Here is an 18609-nt window from a genome sequence, read left to right as displayed (position 1 = left end):
CGAACGGGAGGCCCTGGCTAAATAGGCGGCATCATAGCATCCCAATTAGTGGGAATGACGGGGGACTTCAGCCCCACGGCAACCCACCAGAAAGTCGAAGTCGCAGCCTTGGTCGGCCTGCAGCACATGGTCGATGTACAGCTGACGGTAGCCGCCGACGATCAGCTTCTGCGGTGGCGGCAGCTCGGCCATGCGTGCCGCCAGCTCTGCGTCGGGGATGTCCAGGTGCAGGCGGCCATTGGCGCAGTCCAGTTCGATCCAGTCGCCTTCCTGCACCGTGGCCAGCGGCCCACCGGCGGCGGCTTCGGGTGCCACGTGCAACACCACCGTGCCGTAAGCGGTGCCGCTCATGCGCGCATCGGAAATACGCACCATGTCGGTCACGCCCTGGGCCAGCAGCTTGGCCGGCAAGCCCATGTTGCCGACTTCGGCCATGCCTGGGTAACCCTTGGGGCCGCAGTTTTTCATGACCAGGATCGAATTGGCATCCACGTCCAGTTCAGGGTCATTGATGCGCGCCTTGTACATGTCGAAGTTCTCGAACACCACCGCGCGGCCGCGATGCTGCATCAACTCGGGGCTGGCGGCCGAGGGTTTGAGCACGGCGCCCAACGGCGCGAGGTTGCCGCGCAGCACGCAGATGCCGCCGTCGGCGCGGATCGGGTTGTCGAGGGTACGGATCACTTCGTCCTGGCCGTAGATCGGCGAGTCCTTGGTGTTCTCGCCCAGGGACTTGCCGTTGACGGTCAGCGCATGCGGGTGCGGGATCAGGTTGGCTTCGCCCAATCGGCGCAACACGGCGGGCAGGCCACCGGCATAGTAAAACTCCTCCATCAGGAAACGCCCCGACGGCTGCAGGTCGACAATGGTCGGCACGCCGCGGCCCATGCGCGTCCAGTCATCCAGGTCGAGCTCGACGCCAATGCGCCCGGCGATGGCTTTCAAGTGAATCACCGCGTTGGTCGAACCGCCGATGGCCGCGTTCACGCGGATCGCGTTTTCAAACGCTTCCTTGGTGAGGATCTTCGACAGCTTCAAGTCTTCGCGCACCATCTCTACCGCACGCATGCCGGACATATGCGCCAGCACATACCGGCGCGCATCCACCGCCGGGATCGCCGCGTTGTGGGGCAGGGAAGTGCCCAGTGCCTCGGCCATGCAGGCCATGGTGGAGGCTGTGCCCATGGTGTTGCAGGTGCCGGCCGAGCGCGACATGCCGCCTTCGGCCGCGAGGAAATCGTCCAGGGTGATGGTGCCGGCCTTGACCTGTTCGCTGAGCTGCCACACCACCGTGCCCGAGCCGATGTCCTGGCCTTTGTGTTTGCCATTGAGCATCGGCCCGCCAGTGACGACGATGGCCGGCACGTCGCAACTGGCCGCGCCCATCAGCAGCGCCGGGGTAGTTTTGTCGCAGCCGGTGAGCAGCACCACGCCGTCGATGGGGTTGCCGCGAATCGCCTCTTCCACGTCCATGCTCGCCAGGTTGCGCGTGAGCATGGCGGTGGGGCGCAGGTTGGATTCGCCATTGGAGAACACCGGGAATTCCACCGGGAAGCCACCGGCCTCGATCACACCACGTTTGACATGCTCGGCGATCTGGCGGAAGTGCGCGTTGCACGGCGTCAGCTCCGACCAGGTGTTGCAGATACCGATGATCGGTTTGCCATGGAACTGATGGTCGGCGATGCCTTGGTTCTTCATCCAGCTGCGGTACATGAAGCCGTTCTTGTCGGCGGTGCCAAACCACTGGGCGGAGCGGAGAGTGGGTTTTTTATCAGGCATGGTGGTCTCTCTTATTGTATGACTATATGTTCTATATGCGGCTAAACATAAGCGCAAAATCGAGGCTTTGGAAGAGTTGTTTTGTAAATAGTCATACTATATAGTCGGCTTCAAATGAGGTATCGCCCTGCCTGAATTTGGCCAGCGGCAACCCCGAGCTTCTATAAAAACAACAATCGGAGATCGACCCATGAGCCAGGAACTGCGGCTTATTCGGCGCATCACGCTGAAACTGATTCCCTTCCTGATCCTGCTCTACCTGATCGCCTACGTGGACCGCTCGGCGGTGGGTTTCGCCAAGCTGCACATGGGCGCCGATGTCGGCATTGGCGACGCCGCCTATGGTTTGGGCGCGGGGCTGTTCTTCATTGGCTACTTCCTGTTCGAGATTCCCAGCAACCTGATGCTCGACCGCTTCGGCGCCCGGCGCTGGTTTGCGCGCATCATGCTGACCTGGGGCGCGATCACTATCGGCATGGCCTTCGTGCAGGGGCCGCACAGTTTCTACGTGATGCGCTTTCTGCTCGGCGCGGCGGAGGCGGGGTTCTTTCCGGGCGTGCTGTACTACATCACCCAGTGGTTCCCGGTGCGCCATCGCGGCAAGATCCTCGGGCTGTTCATCCTTTCCCAACCCATTGCGATGATGATCACCGGCCCCGTGTCCGGCGGCTTGCTGGGCATGGACGGCATCCTCGGCCTGCATGGCTGGCAGTGGTTGTTCATCGTCATCGGCACGCCGGCGTTGTTGCTGACCTGGCCGGTGTTGCGCTTGCTGCCGGACGGCCCCCAGCAGGTCAAGTGGATGAGCGAGGACGAGAAATCCTGGCTCACTGGCGAGCTGAATAAAGACCTGCAAGCCTACGGCCAGACCCGCCACGGCAACCCGCTGCATGCACTGAAAGACAAACGAGTGCTGCTGCTGGCGCTGTTCTACCTGCCCGTGACCTTGAGCATTTATGGGCTCGGCCTGTGGCTGCCGACGCTGATCAAGCAGTTCGGCGGCAGTGACCTGGTCACCGGTTTCGTCTCGGCGGTGCCGTATATCTTCGGCATTCTCGGCCTGCTGATCATTCCGCGCAGCTCCGACCGTTTGAATGATCGCTACGGCCATCTCGCGGTGCTGTATGTGCTGGGCGCCATCGGGCTGTTCTTGAGTGCCTGGCTGAGCTTGCCGGTGCTGCAAATGGCCGCGCTGTGCCTGGCGGCGTTCGCGCTGTTCTCCTGCACGGCGGTGTTCTGGACCCTGCCGGGGCGCTTTTTCGCCGGCGCCAGTGCGGCGGCGGGCATTGCGTTGATCAACTCGGTAGGCAACCTCGGCGGCTATATCGGTCCCTTTGTGATCGGCGCGCTCAAGGAGTACACCGGTAACCTGGCCTCGGGCTTGTACTTCCTGTCGGGTGTGATGGTGTTCGGGTTACTGCTGACCGGCGTGGTGTACCGCGTACTGGAACGCAAGCACGTGCTGCCCACCGAGCAATTTGCCGCCAGCGCCCGGGGTGCCACGCGGACTTAATCAAGGAGACATTTCATGCGTTTAGTTCAGTTTGAGTTACGCAACGGTGAGCGCCGTGTCGGCGTAGTAGAAGGCACCAAGCTGCGCGAGGTGCAGACGGCCCGCAGCGTGCGTGAACTGGCGTTGGCGGCCATCGAGGCGGGCGTCAAATTGGCGCAGCAGGTCGACAAGCTGGGCCTGGGCGACAGCTACGATTACCGCGCATTGCTGGCTGACCTGAAAATCCTGCCGCCACTCGATCACCCGGACCCGGCCCACATGTTGATCAGCGGCACCGGCCTGACCCACCTGGGCAGCGCCTCGGCGCGGGACAAGATGCACCAGCAGGCCGGTGACGACAGTGCGATAACTGACACCCTGCGCATCTTCAAATGGGGCGTGGAGGGCGGTAAGCCCGCGTCTGGCCAAGCGGGTGTGCAACCGGAGTGGTTCTACAAAGGCGACGGCAGCATCGTGGTACGCCCGGGCCAGGCTTTCCCGGTGCCGCCGTTTGCCGAAGACGCCGGTGAAGAGCCGGAAATCGGCGGCCTCTACGTGATTGGCCACGACGGCAAACCCTATCGGCTGGGCTTCGCCATGGGCAACGAGTTCTCTGATCACGTGATGGAGCGCAAAAACTACCTGTACCTGGCCCACTCCAAGTTGCGCAGTTGCAGCTATGGTCCTGAGTTACGCGTAGGCGAGTTGCCGCAGCACCTGGCGGGCACCAGCCGCATCCTGCGTGACGGCAAAGTGATCTGGCAAAACGAATTCCTCAGTGGCGAGGCCAACATGTGCCACAGCCTGGAAAACCTTGAGTATCACCACTTCAAATACAGTCAATTCCTCACACCGGGTGACGTGCACGTGCATTTCTTCGGCACTGCTACCTTGTCATTTGCCGACGGTATACGTACTGAACCGGGCGATGTGTTCGAGATCAGCCAGGCCGAGTTCGGCGCGCCGCTGGTCAACACGGTCGGCAAGGCCGACGCGGTGTTCGAGCCCGGCAATGTCATCACCCTTTAAGGAGATCAACATGACCCAATTCCTCGGCCACAACTACATCGGCGGCCAGCGCAGCGCCCTCGGCAGCGTGACCCTGCACAGTGTCGATGCCAGCACCGGCGAAGCCTTGCCGCAGGATTTTTTCCAGGCGACCCCCGAAGAAGTCGACGCCGCCGCCACGGCGGCCGCCGCGGCTTACCCGGCATACCGCGCGTTGAGTGCCTCGCGGCGCGCGCAGTTTCTCGACGCAATAGCCGACGAGCTGGACGCGCTGAGCGATAACTTCATCGCGCTGGTGTGCCGCGAAACGGCACTGCCCGCCGCGCGTATCAAAGGCGAACGCGGGCGCACCAGCGGCCAGATGCGCCTGTTTGCCACCGTGCTGCGGCGTGGCGATTTCTACGGCGCACGCATCGACAAAGCCTTGCCCGAGCGTCAGCCGTTGCCGCGTCCGGACCTGCGCCAATACCGCATTGGCCTGGGCCCGGTTGCAGTGTTTGGCGCGAGCAACTTTCCGCTGGCATTTTCCACCGCCGGTGGCGACACCGCAGCGGCGCTGGCGGCGGGTTGCCCGGTGGTGTTCAAGGCCCACAGTGGGCACATGGCTACGGCTGAGCAGGTCGCCGATGCAATCCTGCGCGCGGCCCACGCCACCGAAATGCCGGCGGGCGTGTTCAATATGATCTTCGGCGGCGGCGTCGGTGAGGCGCTGGTCAAGCACCCGGCGATCCAGGCGGTGGGTTTTACCGGCTCGCTCAAGGGCGGTCGCGCCTTGTGCGACATGGCCGCAGCCCGCCCGCAGCCGATCCCGGTGTTTGCCGAGATGTCGAGCATCAACCCGGTGATCGTATTGCCGCAGGCATTGCAGGCGCGGGCGCACACCATCGCCCGCGACCTGACGGCCTCGGTGGTGCAAGGCTGTGGTCAGTTCTGCACCAACCCAGGCCTGGTGATCGGCATTGCATCGCCGCAGTTCAGCGCATTCACCCAGCAGGTGGCCAGCCTGATCAATGATCAGCCGGCGCAAACCATGCTCAACGCCGGCACCTTGAGCAGCTATGGCAAAGGCCTGGAAAAGCTGCTCGCGCACCCGGGCATCCAGCATCTGGCGGGCAGCGCTCAAGCAGGCAATCAGGCGCAGCCGCAGCTGTTCAAGGCCGACGCCCGCCTGCTGATCGACGGCGATGAAGTGCTGCAGGAAGAGGTGTTCGGCCCGACCACGGTGGTGGTTGAAGTGACTGATCAAGCCCAACTCCGCGCCGCCTTGCAGGGGCTGCATGGCCAACTGACGGCGACGATTATCGGCGAGCCGGCCGACTTTGAGCAGTTCACCGAACTGACGCCGTTGCTGGAACAAAAAGTCGGCCGCATCCTGCTCAATGGCTACCCTACCGGCGTTGAAGTCTGCGACGCGATGGTCCACGGCGGGCCCTATCCGGCCACTTCGGACGCGCGCGGCACCTCGGTCGGTACCTTGGCCATCGACCGCTTTCTGCGTCCCGTGTGCTTCCAGAATTACCCTGATAGCCTGCTGCCCGACGCGTTGAAAAACGCCAACCCGTTGCGCATCCAGCGGCTGGTCGATGGCACGCCATCGCGCGAGCCGCTGTAAAAAACAGGAGGTCACATGCCGTTTAATGCCGTTACCGCACACCGTGCACAGTTGGGCGAAGGCCCGTTTTGGGATGCGCCGACCCAGGCGCTGTATTGGGTCAATATCATTGGCAAACAGGCGTTGCGCCTGATGGACGGGCAGTTGCAGATCTGGCAGTTGCCCGAGCACGTCTCGGCGTTTATCCCCTGTGAAAGCGGCGATGCGCTTGTGACCTTGAGCAGCGGCGTCTACCGGCTCGACCTGGCGACCGAAGTGCTGACGCTGCTGTGTGTGGCCGACCCGCAACCCGGCAACCGTGGCAATGAAGCGCGCTGCGATGCCCAGGGCCGCCTGTGGCTGGGCACCATGCAGAACAACATTGGCGAGCGGGGCGAAGACCTGCCGATCACGCGACGTTCCGGTGGCCTGTTTCGCATCGATGCCGATGCGCAGGTCACGCCGCTGCTGCGCGGCCTGGGCATTCCCAACACCTTGCTGTGGAGCGAGGACGGCAGCCAGGTGCATTTCGGCGACAGTCTGGACGGCACGCTCTACCGGCACGTGATCCAGGAGGGCGGCCAACTCGACCCGGCGCACGTCTGGTTTGGCCCGCATCCACGCGGAGGGCCGGACGGCTCGGCGATGGACAGTCAGGGTTATGTCTGGAATGCACGCTGGGACGGCAGTTGCCTGCTGCGCCTGACGCCAGACGGCGCAGTGGACCGCGTCATCGAACTGCCCGTCAGCCGCCCCACCAGTTGTGTTTTTGGTGGGCCCAATCTCACCACGCTCTATATCACCAGCGCCGCCAGCCCATTGGATCACCCCCTGGATGGCGCGGTATTGGCCATCGAGGTCGATGTGCCCGGCATACCCTGTCACCGCTTTGCCGGTTAAATCCTGACATTCAAAAACAACAACAAGGAGTCACCCGTATGAATCGTCGTCGTGGTTTGCGTTCCCTGTGCTGCGCCGCTGTGGCGGTGTCAGCCCTGAGCCTGAGCGGCCTGTTGCTGGCTGCTGAAGAAGTGAAGATCGGTTTTCTGGTCAAGCAGGCTGAAGAGCCGTGGTTCCAGACCGAATGGGCGTTTGCCGAAAAGGCCGGCAAGGAACATGGTTTTACCGTGATCAAGATCGCCGTGCCCGATGGCGAGAAAACCCTGGCGGCCATCGACAGCCTGGCGGCCAACGGCGCCAAGGGCTTTGTGATCTGCCCGCCGGACGTGTCCCTCGGCCCGGCCATCGTCGCCAAGGCCCGTGTCAACGGCCTGAAAGTGATTGCCGTGGACGATCGCTTTGTCGATGCCAAGGGCAACTTCATGGAGGACGTGCCGTACCTGGGCATGGCCGCTTTTGAAGTCGGCCAGAAGCAGGGCGCGGCGATGGCGGCAGAAGCGAAAAAACGCGGTTGGGACTGGAAGGACACTTATGCGGTGATCAACACCTTCAACGAACTCGACACCGGTAAAAAGCGTACCGACGGCTCGGTCAAATCCCTGGAAGATGCAGGCTTTCCCAAGGATCACATCCTGTTCACGGCCGCCAAGACGCTCGACGTCCCGGGCAGCATGGACGCCACCAACTCGGCTCTGGTCAAGCTGCCCAGCGGTGCGAAAAACCTGATCATTGGCGGCATGAACGACAACACGGTGCTCGGCGGCGTACGCGCTACCGAAACCGCAGGCTTTGCCGCGGCCAATGTGATCGGCATCGGCATCAATGGCACCGACGCCATCGGCGAATTGAAGAAAGCCAACAGCGGCTTCTTCGGCTCAATGCTGCCCAGCCCGCACATCGAAGGCTACAACACCGCGAAGATGATGTTCGACTGGGTCACCACCGGCAAGGAGCCACCGAAGTACACCGCCATGGATGAAGTGACGCTGATCACCCGCGAGAACTTCAAGCAGGAACTGGAAAAAATCGGCCTCTGGAACTGAGTAGTGGCCAAACCGATGAACCATTGCTGAGCCATGCTCAGCGAGCACTGAATGTGGGAGCGGGCTTGCTCGCGAAAGCGGAGTGTCAGTCACTGCGTCTGGCACTGAACCACCGCTTTCGCGAGCAAGCCCGCTCCCTCAGTTCAATCGGCGGAGAACTTGAACACGGTGTTCTGGGTGTAGGTCTGCCCAGGGTTCAACCGGGTCGATGCAAACGTTGGCTGGTTGGGTGCGTCCGGAAAGTGCTGGGTTTCCAGGGTAAACGCGCTCCAATGCGCATACACCTTGCCGGCCTTGCCCTTCACCGTGCCATCCAGGAAGTTGCTGGTATAGAACTGCACGCCGGGCTCGGTGGTGTAGAGCTGCAAACGTCGGCCGGAGGCGGGGTCGTGTACGTCGGCGGCGAGTTGCTTGATATCGCCTTTGGTATCCAGCGCCCAGTTGAAGTCAAACCCACCCTGTTTGGGCTCGGCGAACTTGAGCTGCGGATGGTCGTCCTTGATGTGCTGGCCGATCGGCGTGGGTTTGAGGAAATCCATCGGCGTGCCTTTGACCGGAGCCAGTTCGCCGGTCGGAATCAACGTGGCATTTACCGGTGTGTAGTGGCTGGCATGCAAGGTCGCCACTTGCTTGAGGATGTCGCCATTGCCTGCGCCGGCGAGGTTGAAGTAGCTGTGGTTGGTGAGGTTCAGCACCGTCGGTTTGTCAGTGGTGGCCTTGTAGTCGATGTGCAGTTCGTTTTTATCGTTGAGGCTGTAGGTGACCTCGGTCTTCAGGTTGCCGGGGAAGCCCATTTCACCGTCCTTGGACAGGTAGCTCAGCTTCACGCCGACCGAATCCTTGCCCTTGACCGGTTCGGCCTGCCACACGTGCTTGTCGAAACCCTGAGCACCGCCGTGCAGCGAGTTGGGGCCATCGTTGAGCGGTACCTGGTAACGCTTGCCATCGAGTTCGAACGCCCCGGCGGCCAGACGGTTGCCGAAGCGGCCGATGCTCGCGCCGAAAAAGGCCGTACCGCTCTGATAGCCCTGCACGTCGTCGAAACCGAGTACCACGTCATCGACCTTGCCGTTTTTATCCGGCACTTTCAGCGACTGCAATACGCCGCCGTAAGTGATCACCGTGGCTTGCATGCCATGGCTGTTGCGCAAGATGTATTGCTCGACGGCGGTGCCGTCGTTGGTTTTGCCGAAAGGCTTGTGTTCACTGCTAAGCCCGGCGGCCTGGGCGCCACCGCTGGCAACCAGCATGGACAAGGCGAGGCCTGAAAGCAGGTGTCGAGGGTGCTTCATGGTCGAACTTCCTTTTGTTGTTTTCAGTGGAATAGTTCTACTAATGTGCGATATTTCGTCGAGTTGACAGCGAATTTATAGCCTTAAACCCCAGATACGCCAAATAAAATAAGACTAATTGATCGAGGCAAGCGTTATATGAGTACTGCACACGCCGTTTATCCCGACCTGAAGGGTAAGACCGTACTGATTTCCGGAGGTGCCTCGGGCATCGGCGAATTCATGGTGCGCGCCTTCGCCGCGCAGGGCGCCAAGGTGGCCTTTGTGGACCGCGCGCAAAGCCAGGGCGAGCGGCTCGCGGCGGTGTTGAGTGTCCAAGGGCATAGCGTTGAGTTCGTGTGTTGCGACATCACCGATGAAATCGCCTACAAAGCGGCGATCGCCCGTTTTGAGCAAACGCTGGGGCCGATCACCGTGCTGGTGAACAACGCAGCCAACGACGTGCGTCATACGCTGCAAGAGGTCGATTCGGACATGTTCGACAGGCTGATCGCCGTCAACCTCAAACACGCCTTTTTTGCCGCCAAGGCCGTGGTGCCGATGATGAAAAGCGCGGGCAGCGGGGCGATTATCAACCTGGGCTCGGTCGGCTGGATGATGGCGTCGGCGGGCTACCCGGTGTACGCGGCCAGCAAGGCGGCGGCCCATGGCATGACCCGAGCGCTGGCGCGGGAACTGGGCCCCAGCCGTATCCGCGTCAACACCCTGGTGCCCGGCTGGGTCATGACCGAAAAACAGCTGGCGATGTGGGTGGACGATGCGGCCAGGGAGCTGATCAGCCGCAGCCAGTGCTTGCCAGGCAGTGTGCTGCCGGAACACATCGCCAACATGGCGCTGTTTCTTGCCTCCGATGCGTCGGCGATGTGTTCGGCACAAAACTTTATTGTGGATGGTGGCTGGGTCTAGGCCAGTTATTCGATGGGGTATTTCCTGAACGCCGGATGCTGTTCCAGCTGATTGGCGTGGCGTTGAAGGCTGGGATACGCCTGGGCCTTGAGCAGCGTCGGCAGTTTTAACTGCGTGAACGACCAGGCGACGGCCGCCGTCAGCGCGGCCTGGTTCAGGCGTTCACCGCTCGCTTGGGCCAGGTGTGTTTCCAGCAGCGAATAAGCGGCCAGCAACTGCCCGGTTACGCGATCGAGCCACGGTTCATGCAGTTTTTCCGCTGGGCGCAAGTGGTGCTCGTAGACGATCTGCACGGTTTTCTCACACGCCGCCAGGGCCAGGCCGAGCACTTGCAGCTCTTTGGCGCGTGCGCCGGCGTTGTGTGGCAGAAGTTTTTTGTCGGTCGGCGCCAGGGTTTCGAAGTAGTCCAGGATCAGGCTGGAATCCATCAGCACCGTTCCATCATCGAGCACCAGCGTGGGCGCCTTGACCACCGGGTTGATTGCAGAAAATTCAGCGTAGGTGCTGAACACCGAGAGCGACTCGTGTACGAAATCCACGCCGTACAGTTCAAGAGAAATTGCGACGCGACGAACGTAAGGCGAGTCCAGCATGCCGACCAGTTTCATGAAGCCTCCAAGGCTCTCAGGGTGTTTGGCTCAAGAGATTAAAGGCACCGGGCCGGCCTGCGCAATGGCCGCGCGCAGCGGCTGATAGGCGTGCACGAGTCGCTCCAGGCTGAACGCCAGGTTGCGCCCGCTCGGGTTGGGCAACACCCATACCGAGGCGCCGCCCAATAGCTGCGGCTGCAGCCCCCAGGCGATCTCGCGTTGGCCGGACAACGCGCTGTAACCGACCTTGCCCAGGAACGCCACACACCGCGGCTGGCAACGACGGATCTTGTGTTCAAACGCCGTCGCCGCTTCGGTGAATTCATGTCGCGCCAATTCCCCCGCGCTCGCCGTCGGGCGCTCGACCAAGGTGGTCAAGCCGCAGTGATAGTCGAGCAGGCTGCGCGCATCCTCCGGGCGGATTTCATGCGGGGTAAAACCCGCCAGGTGCAACGTGCGCCAGAAGCGGTTGCTGCGATTGGCGAAGTGCAGGCCGAGGGCGGCAGAGCCCTTGCCCGGGTTGATGCCGCAGAACACCACATGCAGGTGGTCGGCGAGGATGTCTTCGAGGCGGATGGCTTAATCGTCCTTGGCCAGGAGCGTGCGGGCAAACTCGTCGGAGGCGATAAAATCCAGGGTCTGGCGCAGCTGCGCCGCCGCTTCACGGCCAAACGCCTGATCAAAGCGCTCGGCCATTTGCGTCGAGATGCGCTTGGCGGCCGCGTGCGTGCGCTGGCCTTGCTCGGTCAGCAGCACGCGGCGGGTGCGGCGGTCGAATTCGTCCACGCGCAGCTCTACCAGGCCATCGCGCACCAATGGCTTGAGTGTGTGGCCCAGGGCGGACAAATCCATCACCAGGGCTTGCGCCAGTTCGCCCATCTTCGGCGTGCCGGCCTTGGCGATGCGGTTGAGCACCGCGTATTGAGTGGCTTTCAACCCGCAGGGCGCATACGCCTCGTCATAGATCTGGCCCAGGCGACGGGACGTGCGGCGCACGGCACCGTTCACACAGGCGCTGGAACTCTCGGAGCAAGGCGGGGTAGATTTCAAGGGCAGATACTCTCTGATACAAAACACGACGCGGGTGATTATGCCTGCGCGACCTGTCAGGACAAGGCCTTTCAGACCGAAGATGGCTTGCAGATGAAGACTGAGACAGCTTGAAACAAATTAGTTGCGTACGCCACTAAATTAGATATCGTGGCATATGCCTCTTTGTGACCGGATGTCGTTACAAGCTCCCCAGGAAACGCGTGGGGCGAGGCGGGAAAACGGCACGGCTCTGCCTGCTTGATCATCCAACCCCTGTCTGGATCACCTCCTATGCTGAGCCTCGTGCGCATCGCGTTGCGGCGCCCCTATACCTTTCTGGTATTGGCTATTTTCATCCTGATCATCGGCCCGCTGGCGGCCTGGCGAACGCCGACCGACATCTTTCCCGAAATCCGCATTCCGGTCATCGCGGTGATCTGGCAGTACACCGGCCTGCCGCCCGACCAGATGGCGGGGCGCATCACGTCGCCGTTCGAGCGCGTGCTGACCACCACGGTCAACGACATTCGCCATATCGAAGCGCAGTCGATGAATGGCTACGGCATCGTGAAGATCTTCTTCCAGCCCGGCGTCAACATCAGCACGGCCAACGCCCAGGTCACGTCGGTGTCCCAGGCGATCCTGCGGCAACTGCCGCCCAGCACCGTGCCGCCGCTGGTGCTCAACTACAGCGCCTCCACCGTGCCCATCGTGCAGTTGGCCCTTTCGGGCGCGGGTTTGAGCGAGCAGCGCCTGGGTGATATTGGCCTTAACCAGGTGCGCCTGATGCTCACCACCGTGCCCGGTGCGGCGCTGCCATACCCATTTGGCGGCAAGAGCCGCCAGGTGCAGATCGACCTCGATTCGGCGCGCATGCAGGCGCGCGGCCTGTCGGCGCAAGACGTCGCCACCGCCCTGGCCACGCAGAACCTGATCACGCCGGTGGGCACGCAGAAGATCGGCAGCTACGAATTCAACCTGCAACTGAACAACGCGCCGTCGGATTTCCATGACCTGGAAAACCTGCCGATCAAGACCGCCGATGGCACCACCGTGTTGATCCGCGATGTGGCCACCGTGCGCGACGGCAACCCGCCGCAAACCAACATCGTGCACGTGAACGGCAACCGCTCGGTGCTGCTGCCGGTGCTCAAGACCGGCTCGGCATCGACCTTGGGCGTGATCGCCGGGATCAAGGAAAAGCTCGCGGACAACAAGGCCGCCTTGCCGCCTGACCTGAACATCGACCTGATCGGCGACCAGTCACTGTTCGTGCGCTCGGCCATCAGCGGCGTGGCCCGTGAAGGCGTGATCGCGGCGGCGCTGACCAGCCTGATGATCCTGCTGTTCCTTGGCAGCTGGCGTTCGACGGTGATCATCGCCACGTCGATTCCGTTGGCGATCCTGGCCTCGATTGCCACGCTTTCGGCTCTGGGCGAAACCCTCAATATCATGACCCTCGGCGGCCTGGCGCTGGCGGTCGGCATCCTGGTGGACGACGCCACGGTGACCATCGAGAACATCAACTGGCACCTGGAGCAGGGCAAGCCGGTGGAGACGGCGATCCTCGACGGCGCGGCGCAGATCGTCACGCCGGCGTTCGTTTCGCTGCTGTGTATTTGCATCGTGTTTGTGCCGATGTTCTTCCTCGACGGCGTGGCGCGCTTCCTGTTTGTACCGATGGCTGAGGCGGTGATTTTCGCCATGATTGCCTCGTTCATCCTGTCGCGTACGCTGGTGCCGACACTCGCCAACTACCTGCTCAAGCCGCATGTGCATGGTGAGGACGGGCACGCGCCGTCGCGCAATCCGCTGGTGAATTTCCAACGTGGTTTCGAGCGGCATTTTGAAGGCTTTCGCGAGCGCTACCACAGCGTGTTGGACAGTGCCTTGCACCATCGCCGCACGGTGGTGATCGGCCTGCTGGCGTTTGTTGCGGTGTCGTTTGCGCTGGTGCCGTTCCTGGGGCGCAACTTCTTCCCCGAGGTCGATTCCGGCTTGATCCTGCTGCACGTGCGTGCCCCGGTGGGCACACGGGTGGAAAGCAACGCGCACCTGATCGCCGACATCGAGAACGCGATCCGGCGCAAGGTCCCGGCCAATGAGCTCAAGGCGTTGGTCGACAACATCGGCCTGTCGATCAGTGGCATCAACGTGGTGTACAACAACACCGGCACCGTGGGCTCCCAAGACAGCGACATTCAGATCAGCCTCAATGAAGGCCACCGCCCGACCGCAGAATACATGCGCATATTGCGCGAAACCCTGCCACGCGAGTTCCCCAGTGCGGTGTTCTCGTTCCCGGCGTCGGACATTGTCGGGCAGATCCTTAACTTCGGCTCCTCGGCGCCGATTGACCTGCAAATCACCGGCAATAACCTGGCGGGCAACTTCACGTACGCCAGCGCGTTGCTGCGTGATATTCGTCGGGTGCCGGGCGTGGTCGATGCGCGCATCCAGCAGTCGCGGCAATTGCCGACGTTCAATATCGACGTGGACCGCACCCGCGCGCAATTGGTCGGCTTGACCGAGCGCGACGTGACCAACAGCCTGGTGGTCAACCTCGCCGGTTCCAGCCAGGTGGCGCCGACCTTTTGGTTGAACCCGGCCAACGGCATTTCCTACCCGATCGTGATGCAAACCCCGCAGTACAGCCTTGAAAGCCTGGCGGCGCTGCACAACCTGCCGTTGAGTGGCAGCAGCGGGGCGGCCACCGACCAGACATTGGGCGGCCTGGCGAATATCCAGCGCAGCCACAGTAATTCGGTGTTCACCCAATCGGATATCCAGCCGGTGGTCGAAGTGCTGACCGCGATTCAGGACCGCGACCTCGGTGGCGTTGCCGCCGATATCCAAAAGATCATCGCCGCCCACGCCGGTGAAGTACCGACCGGCTCCAAGGTCATCCTGCAAGGCCAGGTACAGACCATGAACGCGGCGTTCAGTGGCTTGCTGTTCGGCCTGCTCGGCGCGGTGGTGCTGATCTACTTGCTGATCGTGGTCAACTTTCAGTCCTGGGCCGACCCGTTTGTGATCATCACCGCGTTGCCGGCGGCGCTGGCGGGCATCGTGTGGATGCTGTTTATCACGCACACGCCGCTGTCGGTGCCGGCGCTGACCGGGGCGATCATGTGCATGGGCGTGGCCACTGCCAACGCCATTTTGGTGGTGAGCTTCTGTCGCGAACGCCTGGCGGTGCACGGCGATGCGGTGCAGGCCGCGCTCGAAGCCGGCTTCACGCGGCTGCGGCCGGTGTTGATGACGGCCATTTCGATGATCATCGGCATGGCGCCCATGGCCTTGGGCCTGGGCGAGGGCGGCGAGCAGAACGCGCCACTGGGCCGCGCGGTGATCGGCGGCCTGGCGTTTGCCACCGTCGCCACGTTGATTCTGGTTCCGTTGATTTTCAGTCTTGTCCACGGGCGTCGCCAGCACGCCACGCGTGCGACCACCGTTACCCAAGGGGTTTGACATGTCCGTTTCCGTTTCTAAATCCAAGTCTTCCCGTGGCCTGCTGTGGCTGATCGTGGGCGCGGCAGTGGTGGTTGTCATCGTCGGTGTCGGCATCGGCGTGCGCGCCAGTGAATCGCGCGACCTCAAGACCTGGACCGACGCCCAGGCGTTGCCCAGCGTCAACCTGATCAAGCCGGTGGTGCAGGCCCAGGGCCCGGTGCTCAACCTGCCGGGGCGGATGGAGGCGTATTCACGCGCGTCGATCTTCGCCCGGGTCAACGGCTACCTGAAATCCTGGAATGTCGACATCGGCACCCGCGTCAAAGCCGGGCAAGTGTTGGCTGAAATCGACACCCCGGAACTCGACCAGCAACTGCTGCAGGCCCGTGCCACGTTGGCCTCGGCCCAAGCCGATGAGCACCTCGCCGAAACCACCGCCAAACGCTGGCAGGCCATGCTGGCGAACGACTCGGTGTCGCGCCAGGACGTGGATGAACGCACCGGCGACCTGACCGCCAAGCAAGCCAAAGTGGCGGCGGCCAAGGCCAATGTCGACCAGCTGGTCGCAACCAAGGGCTTCCAGCATCTGGTTGCGCCGTTTGCCGGTGTGGTCACCGCGCGCAGCACTGACGTAGGCGCGTTGATCAGTGCGGGCGGCACCGCCGGCAAAGAGCTGTTTGCGGTGGCCGATGTCAGCCGCCTGCGCGTGTATGTGCAGGTGCCGCAAACCTTCTCGCCACAGATTCGCGAAGGCACCACCGCGCGCCTCAGCGTGCCGGAGTACCGCGGCGAAACCTTCACCGGCAAAGTGATTGCCACCGCCGACGCGGTCAACGCTGCCTCCGGCAGCACGCTCGTGCAATTGCTGGTGGACAACCCCGGTGGCCGCTTGCTGCCCGGTGGCTACACCAGCGTGCAGTTTGACTTGCCGGTGCAGGCCGACGTCATCCGCGTGCCGTCCAGCGCCTTGGTGTTCGATGACAAGGGCATGCGCGTCGCGACCCTGGACGCCAACAACCATGTGCACTTCAAGACCGTCAGCATCGCCCGCGATTTTGGTGACAGCGTCGAAATCGCCAGCGGCCTGCAAGCCGCCGACCGCGTGATCGACACGCCGCCCGATGGCCTGGCTGATGATGATTCGGTGCAGCTGGCGGTCGCTGCCACTGAGGTCAAACCCCATGGCTAAGCGCAATGTGCTGGGCTTGATCGCCACGCTGAGCCTGGGCGCCTGCTCGTTGGCGCCACCGCTGAACGTGCCGCAAACACCGATGGCTGCGCAGTTTCACACCCAAGGGCCCTGGACGGTCGGCACGCCGAACGATCAGGCCAACCGGGATGGCTGGTGGCGCGTGTACAACGACCCGCAGCTGGATGCGATGCAGCAGCAGTTGTTGAAAAACAACGCCGACCTGAGCGCCGCGCTCGCGCATTACCAGCAGTCTCAAGGGTTCCTGGCCCAGGACCGTTCGGGGCTGTTCCCGAAGATCTCGGCCATTGGCAACGGCCAGCGCATTCGCCAGTCAGACACCAAACCGTTGCGCTCGGCCACTTCACCGGATGTCTACAACTCCGCGACCCTGGGCCTGGAAGTCGACTATGAAGTCGACCTGTGGGGCCGCGTGCGCGACACCGTGGCCGCCGGCACCAGCGACTCGGATGCGGCCAAGGCAGACCTGGCGTCGGTACGCCTGAGCCTGCAGGCGCAACTGGCCGACAGCTACATCCGCCTGCGCGGCATCGACTGGCAGAACCAGTTGCTGGCGCAGACGCGCGACGCTTACGCCAAGGCCCTTGGCCTGACCGAAGGTTTGCATGGCGGCGGTATCGTCTCCGGCCTGGATGTGGCGCGGGCGCGTACGCAGTTGTCGACGGTTAAATCGCAGCTCAGCCAGAGCCAGGTGCAACGGGCGCTGCTGGAGCATTCGATAGCGGCGATGCTCGGTGAGTCGGCTTCCACTTATAGCGTCGCCGTGAACGTGGCGCCGATTGCCTTGCCGAACGTGCCGACCGGCGTGCCTTCCAGTCTGTTGCAGCGCCGACCGGATATTGCGGCTGCCGAGCGTCGCATCGCTGCGGCCAATGCGCGGATTGGCGTCGCCAAGGCGGCGTGGTTCCCGCAGATCACGCTGAGCGCCCAAGGCGGTTATCAGAGTGACGAGTTTGCCCGCTTGCTCAGCGCGCCCAACCTGTTCTGGGCCATCGGCCCATCACTGGTGGGCACCCTGTTTGACGGCGGCGCGCGCCAGGCCCAGGTGGACATCGCCAAGGCCGCCACCGATGAAGCGGCGGCCAAATACCGTGGCGTGGTGTTGAGTGCGTTCGAGCAGGTGGAGGACAACCTGTCGCAAATCGCCGGCCTGGGCACGGCCCTGGATGATCAGCGTGATGCGGCGGCTGCAGCGCAATACGCCGAAGACCTGTCCACCTCGCGTTATCGCCAGGGCGCCGTGGCATATCTGGATGTGGTGACGGCGCAAGTGGCGGCGCTGGAAGCCAAGCGCAGCGTGTTGCAATTGCAAACCCAGCAGTTGAGCGCCAATGTGGGCCTGATCAAGGCTCTGGGCGGCGGATGGAACGTGGCTCAATTGGCTGCGTCGACCCCTGATGAAACCAAGGAGAAGTGAACATGACCGAGTACGTACCCCCGAAAGTCTGGACCTGGGACACTGAAAGCGGCGGCACCTTTGCCAGTATCAACCGGCCTATCGCCGGTGCGACTCACGAGCAGGAATTGCCGGTTGGCAAGCACCCGTTGCAGCTGTATTCGCTGGCCACACCCAATGGCCAGAAGGTCACGATCCTGCTGGAAGAACTGTTGGCCCTGGGGCATGCCGGCGCGGAATACGATGCCTGGCTGATCAAGATCGGTGACGGTGATCAGTTTGGCAGCGGGTTTGTGGCGGTGAACCCGAATTCGAAGATCCCGGCGTTGCTGGACCGCAGTGGGGATACGCCGATTCGGGTGTTCGAATCGGGGGCGATTTTGCAGTACCTGGCGCAGAAGTTTGGGGCGTTTTTCCCCACTGAGCCGGCGGCGCGTGCGGAGTGTTTGTCGTGGTTGTTCTGGCAGATGGGCAGTGCGCCGTACCTGGGCGGCGGGTTTGGGCATTTTTATGCGTATGCGCCGAGCAAGATGGAGTACCCGATCAATCGGTTTGCCATGGAGACCAAACGCCAGCTGGATGTGCTGGATCAGCGGTTGGCGGTGAGTGAGTACATTGCCGGGGATGAGTACACCATTGCGGATATTGCGATCTGGCCTTGGTATGGCGGGTTGGTCAAAGGCCGGTTGTATGGGGATTCGGCGGAGTTTTTGTCGGTGCATGAGTACAAGCATGTGCTGCGTTGGGCGGACGCGATTGAGGCGCGACCGGCGGTGCAGCGGGGGCGCAGGGTGAATCGGGTTTCTGGGGAGGTTTCGGAGCAGTTGCGTGAGCGGCATGATGCGAGTGATTTGGACTGACTTTTTTTGGGGGGGGGTGAGTACATATCCGTTGCTGCGGTAACGGCCACTTAG

At 62.5% G+C, this 18609-nt stretch carries 15 protein-coding genes; 10 read left to right on the top strand and 5 right to left on the bottom strand.

The features are described from left to right. Positions 1-45: 45 nt before the first annotated feature. The gene (locus NTD89_RS09565; RefSeq protein ID WP_262207283.1) at positions 46-1782 is read right to left on the bottom strand and encodes an IlvD/Edd family dehydratase; all 1737 of its coding nucleotides are present in this window, start codon (positions 1780-1782) and stop codon (positions 46-48) included. A gap of 190 nt (positions 1783-1972) precedes the next feature. Between NTD89_RS09565 and NTD89_RS09560 the strand changes: the two genes are divergently transcribed. Genes NTD89_RS09560 through NTD89_RS09540 form a run of 5 tightly spaced genes read left to right on the top strand, consistent with a single transcriptional unit; the run spans position 1973 to position 7816 of the window. Then, on the top strand, positions 1973-3295 hold the full coding sequence (locus tag NTD89_RS09560; protein WP_262207280.1) for an MFS transporter: 1323 nt from the start codon (positions 1973-1975) through the stop codon (positions 3293-3295). A 15-nt stretch (positions 3296-3310) separates the two neighbouring features. Next, on the top strand, positions 3311-4303 hold the full coding sequence (gene araD1, locus NTD89_RS09555; protein WP_262207278.1) for an AraD1 family protein: 993 nt from the start codon (positions 3311-3313) through the stop codon (positions 4301-4303). A gap of 10 nt (positions 4304-4313) precedes the next feature. After that, the gene (locus NTD89_RS09550; RefSeq protein ID WP_262207276.1) at positions 4314-5894 is read left to right on the top strand and encodes an aldehyde dehydrogenase (NADP(+)); all 1581 of its coding nucleotides are present in this window, start codon (positions 4314-4316) and stop codon (positions 5892-5894) included. Between the two features lie 15 nt (positions 5895-5909). Then, entirely contained in the window at positions 5910-6773 is an 864-nt protein-coding gene (locus tag NTD89_RS09545; RefSeq protein WP_262207275.1) for an SMP-30/gluconolactonase/LRE family protein, read from the top strand. 38 nt (positions 6774-6811) lie between these two features. Continuing rightward, positions 6812-7816: a substrate-binding domain-containing protein gene (locus tag NTD89_RS09540; protein ID WP_242198523.1), complete on the top strand. Its 1005-nt coding sequence runs from the start codon at positions 6812-6814 to the stop codon at positions 7814-7816. Between the two features lie 143 nt (positions 7817-7959). Here the strand turns inward: NTD89_RS09540 and NTD89_RS09535 are convergent, their stop codons facing one another. After that, complete coding sequence (locus NTD89_RS09535) at positions 7960-9108, bottom strand: aldose epimerase family protein (protein WP_262207274.1); 1149 nt, start codon at positions 9106-9108, stop codon at positions 7960-7962. Positions 9109-9246: 138 nt separating this feature from the next. On the opposite strand from NTD89_RS09535, the gene NTD89_RS09530 reads away from it, so the two are divergent. Beyond that, positions 9247-10014 (top strand): SDR family NAD(P)-dependent oxidoreductase, encoded by a 768-nt coding sequence (locus NTD89_RS09530; protein ID WP_262207272.1) that lies wholly within the window; start codon positions 9247-9249, stop codon positions 10012-10014. A 5-nt stretch (positions 10015-10019) separates the two neighbouring features. Here NTD89_RS09530 and NTD89_RS09525 read toward each other — a convergent pair whose 3' ends face one another. From NTD89_RS09525 to NTD89_RS09515, 3 genes are read right to left on the bottom strand one after another with little or no spacing between them, the layout of a single operon-like run. Further along, positions 10020-10622, bottom strand: a complete 603-nt coding sequence (locus NTD89_RS09525; RefSeq protein ID WP_262207270.1) for a glutathione S-transferase family protein — start codon at positions 10620-10622, stop codon at positions 10020-10022. 30 nt (positions 10623-10652) lie between these two features. Continuing rightward, entirely contained in the window at positions 10653-11180 is a 528-nt protein-coding gene (gene mug, locus NTD89_RS09520) for a G/U mismatch-specific DNA glycosylase (protein ID WP_262207397.1), read from the bottom strand. A 3-nt stretch (positions 11181-11183) separates the two neighbouring features. Continuing rightward, positions 11184-11654, bottom strand: coding sequence for a MarR family winged helix-turn-helix transcriptional regulator (locus tag NTD89_RS09515; protein WP_262207269.1), 471 nt, complete (start codon positions 11652-11654; stop codon positions 11184-11186). Between the two features lie 273 nt (positions 11655-11927). On the opposite strand from NTD89_RS09515, the gene NTD89_RS09510 reads away from it, so the two are divergent. From NTD89_RS09510 to yghU, 4 genes are read left to right on the top strand one after another with little or no spacing between them, the layout of a single operon-like run. Beyond that, positions 11928-15107: an efflux RND transporter permease subunit gene (locus NTD89_RS09510; protein WP_262207267.1), complete on the top strand. Its 3180-nt coding sequence runs from the start codon at positions 11928-11930 to the stop codon at positions 15105-15107. 1 nt (position 15108) lies between these two features. Next, a complete protein-coding gene (locus tag NTD89_RS09505; protein ID WP_145164863.1) occupies positions 15109-16278 on the top strand; it encodes an efflux RND transporter periplasmic adaptor subunit in 1170 nt (389 codons plus the stop codon). After that, on the top strand, positions 16271-17716 hold the full coding sequence (locus NTD89_RS09500; protein ID WP_262207265.1) for an efflux transporter outer membrane subunit: 1446 nt from the start codon (positions 16271-16273) through the stop codon (positions 17714-17716). Before NTD89_RS09505 ends, NTD89_RS09500 begins: the two co-directional genes overlap by 8 nt. A gap of 2 nt (positions 17717-17718) precedes the next feature. Further along, on the top strand, positions 17719-18555 hold the full coding sequence (yghU, locus tag NTD89_RS09495; protein ID WP_262207263.1) for a glutathione-dependent disulfide-bond oxidoreductase: 837 nt from the start codon (positions 17719-17721) through the stop codon (positions 18553-18555). Positions 18556-18609 lie beyond the last annotated feature (54 nt).

This window comes from Pseudomonas sp. 14P_5.3_Bac1, from assembly GCF_025466135.1.
In the GTDB taxonomy this organism is placed as follows: Bacteria; Pseudomonadota; Gammaproteobacteria; order Pseudomonadales; family Pseudomonadaceae; genus Aquipseudomonas.
Note: the sequence above shows the minus strand (reverse complement) of the source record. Positions and strands in the feature narration are given on the sequence as shown.